The sequence below is a fragment of the Flavobacterium sp. UW10123 genome, from assembly GCF_040538975.1.
Classification (GTDB): domain Bacteria; phylum Bacteroidota; class Bacteroidia; order Flavobacteriales; family Flavobacteriaceae; genus Flavobacterium.
On sequence record NZ_JBEWQE010000020.1, the window covers coordinates 65,602 to 80,024 of the forward strand.

13 protein-coding genes are annotated in these 14,423 nt (G+C 33.5%); 4 read left to right on the plus strand and 9 right to left on the minus strand.

Annotation, left to right across the window (positions count from 1 at the left end; translation table 11 throughout):
* Nucleotide 1: 1 nt before the first annotated feature.
* From ABXT06_RS20275 to ABXT06_RS20285, 3 genes are all read left to right on the plus strand, one after another.
* Complete coding sequence (locus tag ABXT06_RS20275; protein WP_354592368.1) at nt 2-691, plus strand: aspartyl/asparaginyl beta-hydroxylase domain-containing protein; 690 nt, start codon at nt 2-4, stop codon at nt 689-691.
* Between the two features lies 1 nt (nt 692).
* The gene (locus ABXT06_RS20280; protein ID WP_354592369.1) at nt 693-1,661 is read left to right on the plus strand and encodes a sulfotransferase family protein; all 969 of its coding nucleotides are present in this window, start codon (nt 693-695) and stop codon (nt 1,659-1,661) included.
* Between the two features lie 61 nt (nt 1,662-1,722).
* Nucleotides 1,723-2,385 (plus strand): TrmH family RNA methyltransferase, encoded by a 663-nt coding sequence (locus ABXT06_RS20285; protein ID WP_354592370.1) that lies wholly within the window; start codon nt 1,723-1,725, stop codon nt 2,383-2,385.
* Nucleotides 2,386-2,473: 88 nt separating this feature from the next.
* Here ABXT06_RS20285 and ABXT06_RS20290 read toward each other — a convergent pair whose 3' ends face one another.
* From ABXT06_RS20290 to ABXT06_RS20320, 7 genes are all read right to left on the minus strand, one after another.
* A complete protein-coding gene (locus ABXT06_RS20290; RefSeq protein WP_354592371.1) occupies nt 2,474-4,072 on the minus strand; it encodes a PepSY domain-containing protein in 1,599 nt (532 codons plus the stop codon).
* Nucleotides 4,073-4,160: 88 nt separating this feature from the next.
* Nucleotides 4,161-6,317, minus strand: a complete 2,157-nt coding sequence (locus tag ABXT06_RS20295; RefSeq protein WP_354592372.1) for a TonB-dependent receptor — start codon at nt 6,315-6,317, stop codon at nt 4,161-4,163.
* An 84-nt stretch (nt 6,318-6,401) separates the two neighbouring features.
* Complete coding sequence (locus ABXT06_RS20300) at nt 6,402-6,746, minus strand: hypothetical protein (RefSeq protein WP_354592373.1); 345 nt, start codon at nt 6,744-6,746, stop codon at nt 6,402-6,404.
* Between the two features lie 203 nt (nt 6,747-6,949).
* Nucleotides 6,950-10,294 (minus strand): preprotein translocase subunit SecA, encoded by a 3,345-nt coding sequence (gene secA / locus ABXT06_RS20305; RefSeq protein WP_354592374.1) that lies wholly within the window; start codon nt 10,292-10,294, stop codon nt 6,950-6,952.
* 86 nt (nt 10,295-10,380) lie between these two features.
* Nucleotides 10,381-10,602, minus strand: a complete 222-nt coding sequence (locus tag ABXT06_RS20310; protein WP_007138072.1) for a DUF2795 domain-containing protein — start codon at nt 10,600-10,602, stop codon at nt 10,381-10,383.
* Between the two features lie 171 nt (nt 10,603-10,773).
* Nucleotides 10,774-11,343: a cob(I)yrinic acid a,c-diamide adenosyltransferase gene (locus ABXT06_RS20315; RefSeq protein ID WP_095931074.1), complete on the minus strand. Its 570-nt coding sequence runs from the start codon at nt 11,341-11,343 to the stop codon at nt 10,774-10,776.
* A gap of 80 nt (nt 11,344-11,423) precedes the next feature.
* Complete coding sequence (locus ABXT06_RS20320) at nt 11,424-12,116, minus strand: ABC transporter ATP-binding protein (protein WP_354592375.1); 693 nt, start codon at nt 12,114-12,116, stop codon at nt 11,424-11,426.
* 292 nt (nt 12,117-12,408) lie between these two features.
* On the opposite strand from ABXT06_RS20320, the gene ABXT06_RS20325 reads away from it, so the two are divergent.
* The gene (locus ABXT06_RS20325) at nt 12,409-13,068 is read left to right on the plus strand and encodes a DUF6565 domain-containing protein (RefSeq protein WP_354592376.1); all 660 of its coding nucleotides are present in this window, start codon (nt 12,409-12,411) and stop codon (nt 13,066-13,068) included.
* Nucleotides 13,069-13,123: 55 nt separating this feature from the next.
* Here ABXT06_RS20325 and ABXT06_RS20330 read toward each other — a convergent pair whose 3' ends face one another.
* A complete protein-coding gene (locus ABXT06_RS20330; protein WP_354592377.1) occupies nt 13,124-13,903 on the minus strand; it encodes an O-methyltransferase in 780 nt (259 codons plus the stop codon).
* A 30-nt stretch (nt 13,904-13,933) separates the two neighbouring features.
* Nucleotides 13,934-14,404: an FKBP-type peptidyl-prolyl cis-trans isomerase gene (locus ABXT06_RS20335; RefSeq protein ID WP_354592378.1), complete on the minus strand. Its 471-nt coding sequence runs from the start codon at nt 14,402-14,404 to the stop codon at nt 13,934-13,936.
* Nucleotides 14,405-14,423: the final 19 nt, after the last annotated feature.

A 14,423-nucleotide genomic window follows, 5' to 3' on the forward strand; every position in this document is an offset into this window, starting at 1 on the left:
TATGAATCCTTCTTCTTGCCAACTTCCTGTTTCTTTTTCGATAGAAAAATTGCAAAATGATTTATTGACTTGCGAAACCAATTTATGGACACCGCATTTTAATACTTATCGCTATGAAGGAAAATGGACGAGTATTTCTTTACGATCGCAATCGGGTTTAGAAAACGATATTCTTTCTTTTCCAGATAAAGAATATAAAAATACGCCTTTGCTCGAAAGCTGTTCTTATTTTAAAGAGATAATGGATTGGTTTAAATGCGAAAAAGAAGCAGTGAGATTGTTAAGACTCGATCCTAATAGTGAGATAAAAGAGCATGTTGATAATGATACGTCGTATGAAGATGGTTTTTTTAGAATTCACGTTCCCATTATTACCAATTCTGCAGTTTATTTTTATATAGATAAAAAACTCGTTCCTATGAAAATGGGAGAATGCTGGTACGCCAATTTTCAATTGCCGCACAGTGTTCAAAATAAAAGTTCAGAACCTAGAATTCATTTAACATTAGATTGTATCAGAAATGATTGGTCGGATGAATTGTTTTCTAAAATGGGTTTTGATGTGAATTTCGTGCCCAAAAGACAATACTCAGATGAGGTAAAACAGCAGATTATTGCAGAACTTTCTAGAAATCCATCTGAAATTAATACTAAAATTATTGCCGAACTTCAATCACAAATGAACTCGTAATATGGAAAATGTAAAAGATTTTATTTCAAATTGGATTCCGATTAAATTGATTGAAAAAGAAAATGAAGTCTATTTTGAATGGCTTTATTTGTCAGATATTCCTTTTGCAGAACCTTTTTTTGATGAAACAATTGCAAAATGCAAAAGCCATAGTTATAATTCAAAACCATTTAAAACGATAAGCACGGCAGAAAACCTGATTGATTGGTCTAAAGAACTCGATTTTGTAGAATTGAAAGGATTGGTTTTTCATGTGTCAAGATGCGGATCTACGATGTTGAGTCAATCTCTCGCAACTTCATCTGAAAACATTATGATTTCTGAAGCTCCAATTATTGATCAGATTTTAAGAAGTGATGCTTTCGATTTGAATATCAAAACAATTTTGCTGAAATCGGTTTTGAGATTCTTAGGACAGAAAAGATTTCCAGAACAAAAGAATCTTATTCTGAAACTGGATGCTTGGAGTATTTTCAAAGCTTCTTATTTAAGATCGATTTTTTCTAAACTTCCTTTTGCTTTATTGTATAGAAATCCTGATGAGGTTTTGAGATCGCACCAAAAGATGGCAGGAATGCATATGGTGCCAAATATAATTCCATCGAGTGTTTTTGGAATTACTTCTAAAGAAATTCAAGAAATAAGTTTCCAGCAGTATCAAGCTTTGGTGTTAGAAAAGTATTTTCAAGGTTTTGTAGATTTTTATGAAGCGGACAGCAATGTCATTATGCTTAATTACAATGACGGAATGAAAAATGTTATAGAACGATTTATATCTTTTATTGATGTTAATTTTTTTGAAAACGAAATAAATCTAATGTTGGAACGTCTTAAAAAACATTCTAAAAATGAAAATGCTGTTTTTATTGGAGATTCTTATAAAGATGATTTTTTATCTGTCGATTTGAATGCGGTTAATCTGCTTCACGAAAAACTTAATGCTAATTTCATTGAAGATTTAGCACGTTGAAAGTTTAGACGGATACCTCTTTCTCTTTAATTTATGTATTTTTGCGCCAAACATAAATAAAATGATTGATTTAGATTATCTCGCATTCTTAGAAAACATATTAACTGAAAATAGAAAAGCTAATTTTTTAAAAGTACTAGAAAATAGAACAAAACATTTTACAGTTGCAGTAGAAGATGTTTATCAGATGCACAATACAAGCGCCGTGATGCGAAGCTGTGAAGTTTTTGGAATTCAGGAATTAAATGTAATTGAGCAGCGTTTTGGAAAAAGAATCGATAAAGAAATTGCGTTAGGCGCGCAAAAATGGGTTGACATTAATCGATTTGATTCGGTTTCAGGATGCCTTTCTGATTTGAAAAGCAAGGGATATCAAATTATTGCTACAACACCGCACGAAAAAGATTGTATGTTGGAAGATTTTGATATTACAAAACCAAGCGCTTTATTCTTTGGAACAGAAAAAGAAGGTTTATCAAAAGAAATTATGGACAATGCCGATGGTTTCTTAAAAATACCAATGGTAGGTTTTACAGAAAGTTTGAATATTTCAGTTTCTGCTGCAATTATTATTCAAAGCTTGACAAATAGGCTTCGTAGATCAGATATTGATTGGAAATTATCTGAAGAAGAAATTTTAGTTAAACGTTTATTATGGGCGAAAAACTCGATAAAAGATATAAAACGAATTGAAGAGCGTTATTACCAAGATAACCCAAGATAAATTTTTTAAGATTCTAAGATACTAAGATTCTGAGATGCTAAGTTTTTTTCTTAGAGCCTCAGAATCTTAGTCTTTCAGAACCTTTTCTTTACTTTTTCAGAAAAAGAACAAAACCTAAAATACTAACAATTAGAATCGACAAAGCAGCTAAAACTGTTGTCAGATCGCGAATATTTTTTCCAGCCCAATCCATAAATAAAAATTTGTGTAAAATAGCAAAAGAATAGCCTTCAACTCGATCGGAATTATTGACAACTGCAGCCAATCTTGATGTTGAAGTTTCAATAAAATAAGTTGTTTTTTCTGGCGTGTCATAAGCCAATTTCACTACCGGAAGCCTTTTGTTGACAAAACCGTATTCTCTGCCATCAAAATCTGTCAATACTTTTGACTCAAGCAATTTTATATTTTCGAATGAAGGTTGGGAATCATCTTCTGAAGTTTCGATCATTTCGCAACAAGACGCTTTTGGCGCTCCATCGGTAAAATAATATGCTAAAAATTCGGCATATTCTAAATCCAGATTTGGCGCAACTTTATTGGTTGTTGCATTAATGTAAATCACTTCAGATTTTGAATCTTCTTTTTTATTCCATTTAGAATCTGATTTTGGTATTTTGAACCTTTTTGATTCTTTTTCAAGCAATTGACATCTGTAATAAATAGTGTCATTCAACGTAATTAAGCTAATGTTTTGAAAACGATTCCAATCTAAATCAAGATTATTGTTTGCACCAGGAATTTTTTTGGTTTCAAAAGTCGGTTCGTAAACCATTTGCGATAGCGTATAAGGCGCCCATTTTGTAGTTGCGTGATATGCGCCGCTGAAAGCAAAAGTTAAAGTAAAAAGCGAAATCCAAATTCCAATTTGACGATGGTATTGTCGCAAACCTTTTTTTGGCTCTAAACTATCTGCTTTTTTGAATTGTTTCCAAAGCAGACCATAAATTAGAATCCCGCTCAAGGCAGAAAACCCAATAATTGATAATAAGAAAATCATCGTAATAATTCGGATACTATTATTGCTTATGACATCGATAAAAGACCAGTTATGAAAAGTGTCGAAAAACCAAATAAAAGCTTGTCTAGAAATCGGATTATAAGTCGCCAATTTGCTCGATGAGGTTTCTACATATACCTGCATGCCATCTGGACGATCAAAAGTTAATTTGTAAACTGGTAAGTACCGATTTACATATTTGTATTGCGAAGTAAATTCGGTTACAACTTCGCTGTTTTTTACAGGACTTTTTTGATCGTCTAAGAAATAACGAGAAAGCCACTCTGCATATTTTTGATCTCCGTTTTCCAGTTTTTTAGTAGTCGAAGTGTCATAATACCAAAGTTCGCCAAGAATAGTTTTTACTTGATAATAAGTTGAATTATTAAAAGTGACAATTCTGAAATTTTTGAATTGCGATATTTCATTTTTCAGTAAAACTTCTTGAATAGAATAATGCAATTGGCTTTTATCGATAATGGATTGTTCAATTTTATCATGAGCAATTTCAGGTTTGAAAAAATGCGCCATAAAAGGATGCATTAAACCAGAAAAGGTCCAGAAAATTACAGGAACAATTGTAATCAATCCAATAACACGATGCCATTTGTAAATGTGTTGCTTGATTTTTTTGATGAATTTGGAATCTTTTCTCTTCGAAGATTTTTTATGTGTTTCTTTACTCATGGTCATTTTTTTTTTGCCACAGATTTAAAAGATTAGAAAAGATTATTTAATCTGTGTTAATCATTTTAATCTGTGGCGAAATTTTATTTTATTTTTTTAATGAGAAGTTATATTGAAGTCCGAATACAAAAGTTCTAGGTGCTGCGGCAGTATAAGTTGGCTGAGCATTGGCAACATTGGTTCTGGTAACATTGTAAGCGTACAATTTGTCAGTAAGATTTAATACGTTTCCATAAACCTCAATTTTTTTCCATTGATAACCAATTCTGGCATTGAAAATATTATAGCCGTCATATTTTACCGTATTGATTTGATCTTGATAATAACTGCCTACAAGTTGCCATTCTAAAGACGTTCTTAGGTTTGGAAGCCAATTAGGATAATAACTAACTTCTGAATTTCCTGACCATTTTGGAGCTGAAGGCATTTCTTTTCCGTTTAAATCTTGGATTGGATCTGATGGTTTATCTGAAAGTTTAAAATCAATATAAGTATGTTGTGCATAAGTACCCCCAAGACGAATATTGAATTGTTTTGATGGTTTGTATGAAGCACCAAATTCGATTCCTTTATGACGTGTTTCTCCAGCTGAACGATAATCTGTTGAATTATCTGGAAGTTTGATGTTTAATAATTCATTTTTGCCTTCCATATAATAAAAAGCATAATCAAAGTTTAGCTTATTTTCGAAGAAAGAAAGCCATCCGCCAATTTCATAATTATTGAAATCTGCAGGTTTCAGATTGTAATAAAACTCAGCGGGAACGCCTGATGTACCACCAGTTCCTGGTTTAGCTCTAAAAATAGAAGTAATTCCGGGAGGTGCAAAACCTTGTGAATAATTGCCGTAAAAACCAGCAGATTCTACAGGATTATAATTGGCTCCAGCTTTAAAAGTAAATTTGTCATAAACTTTGCTTCCTGTAGAAAAATCAATGGCATTGTCATAATTCACTTTCATATTGTCATAACGCCCGCCAATTGTAATAACTAATTTTTCGATCGGATTAAAATTGATTTGAGCATAACCTGCTGTGTTGAAAATATCAGCCGTATAATCAGAAAGTTTAGAATCAGGATGTTCAGCGATGATTTCATACGAATCTACCGTTTGTTTTCCTGGCTGCCCTGGATTTAAATTGGCTTTTAAATCAATTACATACGACCAATACGTTACAGGAGAATAATCATATAAAGCTCCAGCCACAAGTTTGGTGCTTAAAAAATCAAACTTTTGAGTGTGCTGCCCGATTGCGCCATAGCTTTTAAAGTTGTTTGAATTTACTTCACCTTTGGCTGTTGTTGGATTTACAGTTGGACTCCATTTGATTCCGTACGATGGATTTTGGCCTAATTTATTGTCACGCAAATAAGTGGTGATGTAACTGCTAGAATTACTGTTCCAGTCGTGTTCTAGTGTTAAACGGGTTCTCAAAGCGTCCGATTTTCTATACGTGAAATCAGAAGTGCTTTTATAAGTTCTGTTGTTGAAAGCTTCTTCATTGACAGTTCCGCTCATGTCTGAATAATATTTTCCATACATCGTATTGCTGATCAATCGGGTAGAAGGAGAAATGTTGTAGTCAATTCTTGCATTCAAATTGTCCTTATTATAATCAGAATAAGTCATCCAGCCATTTTCCTGTAAACTTGAAATTCCAGCAATATGAAAGCCAACTTTTCCAATTGTTGCGCCGCCAGCCGCCTGAAATCTTCTATAACCATAATTGTCAGCTTGAATTCCGAATTTAAACTCAGGATCAACTGGTGGTTTAATCGAAATTAAATTGATGGTTCCGCCAACAGCCTCTGGCCCGTATAAAGAAGAAACCGGACCTTTTATAACTTCAATACTTTGCAGATTGTATTGATTTATTTCCAATAATGCATTGTGGTTGAAAATTCCCATTGGACGTATTGGCAACCCGTCTTCTAAATATAGATAGTAGGCATTTGTGGTCATAGACTGGCGAATAGACATCATGTGCTGTTCGTTACCTAGATTTACCATCAAGACTCCGGGAGTTTTATTTATGATTTCGTAAACTGCTGTTGCTTTGGCTTCGTTGATTGTTTTTGCTGTCAATTTACTTATGGCGACTGGCGTTTCTTTTCTTAAAGTTGCCGTACGATTGGCGGTTACAAAAACATTTTCAAGTTCTTGCTTTGTTGTGTCTTGCTCGGTTTTGTTTTGTGCAAAAACACATTGCCCTATGATTAATAGGGTAAAGTATATTTTTTTCATTTTGAATTATATAAATTAAAGCTGTAAGCTATAGGCTTTAGGCCGTAAGCGAACTGCAAGTCTTAGAATTTTGACTTTTAAAATTTATATAAAATAGGATGGAGGGTGAAAAATCGAATTTGCGATTGCAATAGGCTTTTTATCGAATGAAGCGAAAATTTTTGCTTTTGATTCAATAAGTCCCGTTAATTTGAAATTGTTTAAGATTGAAGTCTGAATGTAAACCACTTCTGCTTTTTCTTTCAGATTGTTTTGCATTCTTTTTTCGTTGTCTGCGTATTTTTTTAAGCTTTTTTGAAGTTCACAACGACCATTACAGCTATTGAAAACCAATTTACGTTGTACACAGATTGTTTTAGAAATTTCTTCCTGATTTAATTTGAATGAGGTATAAACAAAGAAACTGCCAAAAGAAGGGACTAATAGCATGCAAGAAAGAAATATGACGAAAAGTCGTTTCAAAATATGTTTCGTTGTTTTCGAGAGCAAAAATACATTTTAAATTTATTTACAAGAACGATTTTTGTCATTTAATATAAAAAAAGCACAACTGGAGGCATTAGAAAAGAAAAACCCGACAGATTTCAAAAATCTGACGGGTCACTTATGTTTACTATTTGAAATAGAAATTATTAGTTAATTAAAATCCAAGTTCCTTCAGCTATTAAAGCTTCAGCTTTTTTGTACTTCATGGTTTCTGTTTTACCAGTAGCAATTTCTTGAACTACAACAGTATCGTTTCTGTTGATTTTTGGCATATCTCTAACGATAGTTTCAGTAACCTGACGCTGTTGAGTTTCTCCAGCCTCACGGTTCAAGCTTTCGCTATTTGGAATTTCGTCTTTACTTAATTGTAAGTTTTCTTTTGGACGAGCCACTTCTCTTGCTTCGTGAATTTCAGGAACGTTTTGAGCTGGTAAATCACCTTTGAATAAGAATGAAATAACTTCTTTATTAACGTTGTCTAACATTCCTCTAAACAAATTGAAAGCTTCTAATTTGTAAATAAGCAATGGATCTTTTTGCTCGTGAACAGCCAATTGAACAGATTGTTTCAATTCATCCATTTTACGCAAGTGTTTTTTCCAAGCTTCGTCAACAATAGAAAGTGTGATGTTTTTCTCAAAATCAGCGATTAATTGAGCACCTTCGCTTTCGTAAGCTTTTTTCAAGTCAGTTACAACATTCAAAGTTTTGATTCCGTCTGTAAATGGAACTACAATTCTTTCGAAATGATTGTTTGGCTCTTCGTAAACTCCTTTGATAATTGGGAAAGCTTCTCTTGCGCTTCTTTCTGTTTTTTCAGTATAAAATGCTAAAGCTTCTTTGTATACTTTTCCAGTAACTTCGATATCATTTAATTTTGTGAAATCAGCTTCTGAAATTGGAGAAGTGATTCCGAAATAACGAATTAAGTCAAATTCAAATCCTTTAAAGTCATTAGCTACTTTATTATTGCTTACGATTAATTCGCAAGTATCATAAAGCATATTAGCGATATCCAATTTCAAACGCTCTCCGAACAATGCGTGACGACGACGTTTGTAAACTACTTCACGTTGAGAGTTCATTACGTCATCATACTCTAATAAACGTTTACGAACACCAAAGTTATTTTCTTCGACTTTTTTCTGAGCACGTTCGATAGATTTAGTCATCATAGAATGCTGAATGACTTCACCTTCTTTTAGTCCCATTCTGTCCATTACTTTCGCAACTCTTTCAGAACCGAATAAACGCATTAAGTTATCTTCAAGAGAAACATAGAATTGAGAACTTCCTGGATCTCCTTGACGACCAGAACGACCACGTAACTGTCTGTCTACACGACGAGAATCGTGACGCTCTGTACCAACGATTGCTAAACCTCCCGCAGCTTTTACTTCTGGCGATAATTTAATATCGGTACCACGACCAGCCATGTTTGTTGCAATTGTTACAACTCCAGCTTTACCAGCCTCTTCAACGATTTGTGCTTCTTGCTTGTGCATTTTAGCATTCAATACGTTGTGCGTGATTCCTCTCATTTTAAGCATACGGCTTAATAATTCTGAAATTTCTACAGAAGTTGTTCCAATCAATACTGGTCTTCCAGCTTGTGATAATTCTGTTACATCTTCGATTACAGCGTTGAATTTCTCACGTGTTGTTTTGTAGATATAATCTTCTTTGTCAATTCTCGCGATTCCACGGTTAGTTGGAATTTCAACAACGTCCAATTTATAGATTTGCCATAACTCTCCAGCTTCTGTAACCGCTGTACCAGTCATACCAGCCAGTTTGTTGTACATTCTGAAGTAGTTTTGTAACGTTACAGTTGCAAAAGTTTGAGTTGCAGCTTCGATTTTTACGTTTTCTTTAGCTTCGATCGCTTGGTGAAGACCGTCTGAGTAACGACGTCCGTCCATGATACGACCTGTTTGCTCATCGACAATCATAATTTTGTTGTCCATGATAACATACTCTACGTCTTTTTCGAATAAAGCGTAAGCTTTTAAAAGTTGAGTAAGAGTGTGGATACGCTCGCTTTTTACACCAAAATCTTGGAATAATCTTTCTTTAGCTTCCGCTTCAGCGTCTTTGTCTAATTTTTGTTTTTCAATCGCAGCGATTTCTGTTCCAATGTCTGGTAAAACGAAGAAATCTGAATCTGTATCTCCAGAAAGGTATTTAATACCATTATCTGTTAATTCTACTTGATTGTTTTTCTCTTCAATCACAAAATACAAAGCTTCATCAACTTTGTGCATTTCGCGATTGTTATCTTGCATATATTGATTTTCAGTTTTTTGAAGTAATTGTTTAATTCCTTCTTCACTTAAAAATTTAATTAATGCTTTATTTTTAGGTAAACTTCTGTAAGCTCTCAATAATTGGAAACCTCCATCTTTAGTATTACCTTCTTTGATTAATTTTTTAGCTTCAGCTAAGAAACCATTCGCTAACTGACGTTGTTGCGCAACTAAGTTTTCGATTTTTGGTTTCAATTCGTTGAATTCGTGTCGATCTCCTTGAGGAACTGGTCCAGAAATAATAAGCGGTGTTCTAGCATCATCAATTAATACAGAGTCAACCTCGTCGACAATCGCAAAATTGTGTTTTCTCTGAACTAGATCGCTAGGAGAGTGTGCCATGTTATCTCTTAAGTAGTCAAAACCAAACTCATTGTTGGTTCCGTAAGTGATATCGGCATCGTATGCTTTCTTTCTTTGTTCTGTACTTGGCTGGTGATTATCGATACAGTCAACAGATAAACCGTGGAATTCGAATAAAGGAGCTTTCCATGTGCTATCACGTTTTGCTAAGTAGTCGTTCACTGTTACTAAGTGAACTCCGTTTCCTGTCAAAGCGTTTAAGTAAAGTGGAAGAGTAGCTACTAACGTTTTACCTTCCCCTGTTTGCATTTCGGCAACTTTACCTTCGTGCAATACCATACCACCAATTAACTGAACATCATAGTGAATCATGTCCCAAGTGATATCTTTTCCGGCAGCATTCCATTTGTTAGCCCAAACTGCTTTGTCGCCATCAATGGTAATGTATGATTTTGTTGCTGAGAATTCGCGGTCTTTTGCAGTTGCAGTTACCTCGATATGTGAGTTTTCTTTAAAACGGCGAGCCGTTTCTTTTACTACAGAAAACGCTTCTGGAAGAATTTCCAATAAAGTTTTTTCAGAGATTTCATAAGCCTCTTTTTCAAGAGCATCTATAGCATCATAAATGTCTTCTCTTTTATCGATGTCTTCGATGTTTTCTACTTCAGCTTTAAGTGAAGCGATTTTAGCATCTTTATCAGCTCTAGCTTCTTTAATTCTATCTTTAAAATAAACGGTTCTTCCTCTTAACTCGTCGTTTGAAAGACTCATTAAAGGAGCTTCGAATGTTTTAATTTTATTTAAGTAAGGTTGTAAAGCTTTGACATCTTTTTGCGACTTATCGCCGACAAAGACTTTAATAATACTGTTTATGAAACTCATGATTTATTGTATTTCTTTATTATATAATATGTATTTGAACCAAAAAAAAAGTCTCTATGATGAGACTTTTTCCTTTGGTTTATTTTTTAATATTCATCCTCATTCCAAAGATAATCTTCGTCTGTTGGATAATCAGGCCAAATTTCTTCCATTGATTCATATATCTCACCTTCATCTTCGATTGATTGAAGGTTTTCTACTACCTCTAATGGAGCACCTGCTCTAATGGCGTAGTCAATAAGTTCATCTTTGTTAGCAGGCCATGGCGCATCACTTAAATAAGATGCTAATTCTAATGTCCAATACATCTGTTATCTGTTTAGTTTGTGCAAAAATAAATTTTTTACTGAAAAAGACAAGTAAATTTTGATTTATTTTAATAAAATTTAAGAACGTCCCATTAATTGCAGATTTTAGATTGTTGATTTCAGATTTGGGAACTCTCAAAATCTAAAATCTGAAGTCTAAAATCTAAAATTTTACTTTCTCGGAATCCATTTCACTTCCTCCGCTTTTAAGTCTGAGGACAACTTTCGTGCCAAGACAAAAAGGTAGTCAGAAAGTCGGTTTAAATAGGTGATTGCTATTTCGGGAACATGTTCATTATGACTTAAATGCACCGCTAAACGTTCTGCACGACGGCAAATACAGCGCGCTATATGACAATGTGACACGGTCGGATGGCCTCCAGGCAAAACAAAATGAGTCATTGGCGGAAGACTTTCGTCCATTTTATCTATTTCGTTTTCTAGCAATTCAATATCCGAATCAATTATGCCGAGATTTTCTAAGCGAAGTTTTCCGTTTTTTAAAACTTCTTTCTCTTGTGGAGTTGCCAAAATGGCACCAACTGTAAAAAGACGGTCTTGAATTTCGATTAAAATGGTTTTATAATGTGAATCCATTTCTTGATCGCGGATTAATCCGATATAAGAATTTAGTTCATCAACAGTTCCATAACTGTCAATGCGGATATGATCTTTTGGTACTCGGGTTCCTCCAAAAAGAGCCGTTGTTCCTTTATCTCCGGTTTTTGTATATACTTTCATTTTTTTTAAGATGCTAAGGTTCTGAGATGCTGAGATTCTAAGTTTTTTCTTTGCGATTAAACGATTAACCAAATAAACGGTTAAACCGATTTTCTTGTGTCGCTTTCAATTAAACCATCTCTTAGACGAATAATTCTGTGCGCATAAGCTGCAATATCTTCTTCGTGAGTTACTAGAATCACAGTATTTCCTTGTGCGTGAATATCTCCAAAAAGCTTCATGATTTCTACAGAAGTTTTACTGTCTAAGTTTCCTGTAGGTTCATCGGCCAAAATAATCGAAGGCTTGTTTACTAACGCTCTTGCAACAGCCACACGCTGGCGCTGTCCTCCAGAAAGCTGATTCGGCTGGTGATCCATTCTGTCAGCTAAATTTACTTGTTTTAAAACTTCAGTTGCTCGAGCGATTCTTTCAGCTTTTCCATAACCTGCATAAATCATTGGCAGTGCAACATTGTCTAAGGCAGTTGTTCTTGGCAAAAGATTAAAAGTTTGGAATACGAAACCAATTTCTTTATTTCTAATTTCGGCCAATTCATCATCTTTCATTTTGCTGACATCTTTACCATTTAAAATATAACGACCCGAAGTAGGTGTATCTAAACAGCCTAATAAATTCATTAAGGTAGATTTTCCTGATCCAGAAGGTCCCATTAAAGCAACATATTCGCCTTTTTGTATTTCTAGATCTATTCCTTTTAGAACATAAACGATTTCGTTTCCTAAAGTAAAATTTCGTTTAATGTCGGTTATTTTAATTAATGGTTCAGCCATTTTATTTTACAATTTTGGATTTAAAAGTACAAAACACTTTTGAATAAGTAGTTGATAATTGGTTTTTGTTACAAAATCCGTTTTTCGTTCTTAAATGTATTGAGGCAGCAAAATTAATACGTTTTTAATCTGAAATTAGGTTATATCATTTTTGAAATATTTTGCATAATTCTCATTCTTTTTCTTTTTTTACAGATTTAATAGATTTTTGTTTTTTAAAATGTGAGAATAATGTAATTTATTAAGATAGGGATTAAGTAAATTTGGGTATAATTAATTAATAACTAAGATTATGAGAAACATAAAAATAGCCACAGGAATTGCATTATTAGTATTAGGACTTGTATCATGTAAAGATGAGAAACAAGAAAAAGCTCAAAAAACAGTAGAAAACTATGTTATCTATGTTGACTCTGTTAAAAATGTTGCTGCCGCAGATTTGAAAGACAATTGGAAAAGTGTAGAAGCCGAATACGATAGAAGATCTCAAGAAGCTCAAGCTGCTTTGGCTGATATTAAAGATAACGCCGCTGCGACAGAAAAAATAAATGCAAGTAAAATTAAGTACGAGGAATTTAAAAATGAAATGACCGCCCAATTTGCCCCTCCAGCTCCTAGCCCAAAACAACAATTAAGAGATGCTTTGTTTGGTGCAGGAAAAATTGGTGATGATATGAGTTTTAGTTGGGTTAACGCCCAAAACATTCATAGCGTTTATCAGCAGTTTGTTCATACTGTAGAAAATAATAAGGACAAATATTCTAGAGAAGACTGGGATGAAATTAAATTAATGTATGAAGCTCTGGATAGCCGTAAAAATACAGTAGAAAAAGAGGGCCTTACAGCTGAGGATAACCGAAAAATTGCTGGTTTGAAAATCAAGTTTGCACCAATGTATAAGATAAACAGAATGGGAGCTAAATCTGAAGAAAATAAAGAAGCAAAAAAATAGATTTTTAAAATTTTGAATTAGATAAAAAAGACGATCGTTTTTGATCGTCTTTTTTTTATGCTCTTATTATAAAATGCTCTTTCGGCTGTTCCCTTCTAAAGAATACAAAACCCCATTGAAAAGTATCAATTGTGACTTTTACTTTAGAATGATTTTTGATTATCTCCCAAGCTTCTTCCATGTCTTCTGACCAATGAATGTCATCGAAAATCCAAACAGAATCATTATCTATAGTTGGCAATAAAAGCTCAAAATATTCTAAAGTTGCTTTTTTAGAATGATTTCCGTCAAAATATATAAGGTTGTAATTTGTCGCTTGAATGTTCTCAGAAACTAAAAAAGATTCAAACTCAGAAATTACATTTTCAACATTCTTGCAATCAAAATCAGTCAATTGATTTTGGGCAACATTTGCTGTGTTTGGACAGCCCTCAATTGTAACTACTTTCGCTTTCGGATTTCCTAAAGCCAATGCAGAAGTTGCTAAACCTAAAGATGTTCCTATTTCGAGAATATTTTCTGGCTGAAAATAATTGGTAACTCTAAATAATAATTCGGCACGTTTTGGCGAAATTCCTGCTGTTTGTGCAATTTTAGAAATTTGTCTTCTGTTTGATTTAAAAACTCTCGAGCCTGCTCCAAAATCGGTTACTTCAATAAAGTTTTTGTTCTCTAAAAGCGTTTTTCTATACTTTTTAAGAATCTCATATTCTGGTTTTGATTTCTTATCATAAAAACACTTTGTCAGTAAACTAAAAACAAAGGGAGAATGAACTGCATGTTCGTTTTTAGAATGCCAAAGAAATTTTAGATAAGATTGTATTTGAAAAAGCATTCTTATTTAGTAATCAGTTTTTCAGACGAATTAATTAACTGAAATTAGTTTGATTTCAAAAATTAATACAGAGCCGCCTGGGATGTTTTGAACTTTGGTGCTTCCATATCCCAAATGTGCAGGAACAAACAAAATAGCATTTCCACCTTCTTTTAAAAATGGTAATCCTTGCTGCCATCCTAATATTAATTTGCTTAGCGGAAAAGTTGCTCCAGAAGCATTTTCATCAAAAACGGTTCCGTTGGTTAGCATACCTTTATAAGTAACCGTTACATTTGATTGCAAAGTTGGTTGTTTTCCTGTTCCTTCTTCTTTAATAATATAATGTAGGCCAGTACTAGTTTTTTGCGCTGTAAGATTATTTTTAGTTAGATAATCTGTAATTTCTTTCTCGTTTTCAACGCTATAATCTATTTTTTCTGGAATTCTTTCCAATCCTGAATCACTTGTGCAAGAAACAAAAAATGTAAGAATAGAAAATGCTACTAATAATTTTTTCATGTGGTATTTATTTTTTAAA

Bases quoted from the DNA above. Each gene is read 5' to 3' on its own strand.
- ABXT06_RS20290 (WP_354592371.1), bottom strand. From the start codon at position 4,072: ATGAGTAAAGAAACACATAAAAAATCTTCGAAGAGAAAAGATTCCAAA.
- ABXT06_RS20285 (WP_354592370.1), top strand. From the start codon at position 1,723: ATGATTGATTTAGATTATCTCGCATTCTTAGAAAACATATTAACTGAA.
- ABXT06_RS20330 (WP_354592377.1), bottom strand. From the start codon at position 13,903: ATGCTTTTTCAAATACAATCTTATCTAAAATTTCTTTGGCATTCTAAA.
- ABXT06_RS20335 (WP_354592378.1), bottom strand. From the start codon at position 14,404: ATGAAAAAATTATTAGTAGCATTTTCTATTCTTACATTTTTTGTTTCT.
- ABXT06_RS20315 (WP_095931074.1), bottom strand. From the start codon at position 11,343: ATGAAAGTATATACAAAAACCGGAGATAAAGGAACAACGGCTCTTTTT.
- ABXT06_RS20280 (WP_354592369.1), top strand. From the start codon at position 693: ATGGAAAATGTAAAAGATTTTATTTCAAATTGGATTCCGATTAAATTG.
- secA (WP_354592374.1), bottom strand. From the start codon at position 10,294: ATGAGTTTCATAAACAGTATTATTAAAGTCTTTGTCGGCGATAAGTCG.
- ABXT06_RS20300 (WP_354592373.1), bottom strand. From the start codon at position 6,746: ATGCTATTAGTCCCTTCTTTTGGCAGTTTCTTTGTTTATACCTCATTC.
- ABXT06_RS20275 (WP_354592368.1), top strand. From the start codon at position 2: ATGAATCCTTCTTCTTGCCAACTTCCTGTTTCTTTTTCGATAGAAAAA.
- ABXT06_RS20310 (WP_007138072.1), bottom strand. From the start codon at position 10,602: ATGTATTGGACATTAGAATTAGCATCTTATTTAAGTGATGCGCCATGG.
- ABXT06_RS20325 (WP_354592376.1), top strand. From the start codon at position 12,409: ATGAGAAACATAAAAATAGCCACAGGAATTGCATTATTAGTATTAGGA.
- ABXT06_RS20320 (WP_354592375.1), bottom strand. From the start codon at position 12,116: ATGGCTGAACCATTAATTAAAATAACCGACATTAAACGAAATTTTACT.
- ABXT06_RS20295 (WP_354592372.1), bottom strand. From the start codon at position 6,317: ATGAAAAAAATATACTTTACCCTATTAATCATAGGGCAATGTGTTTTT.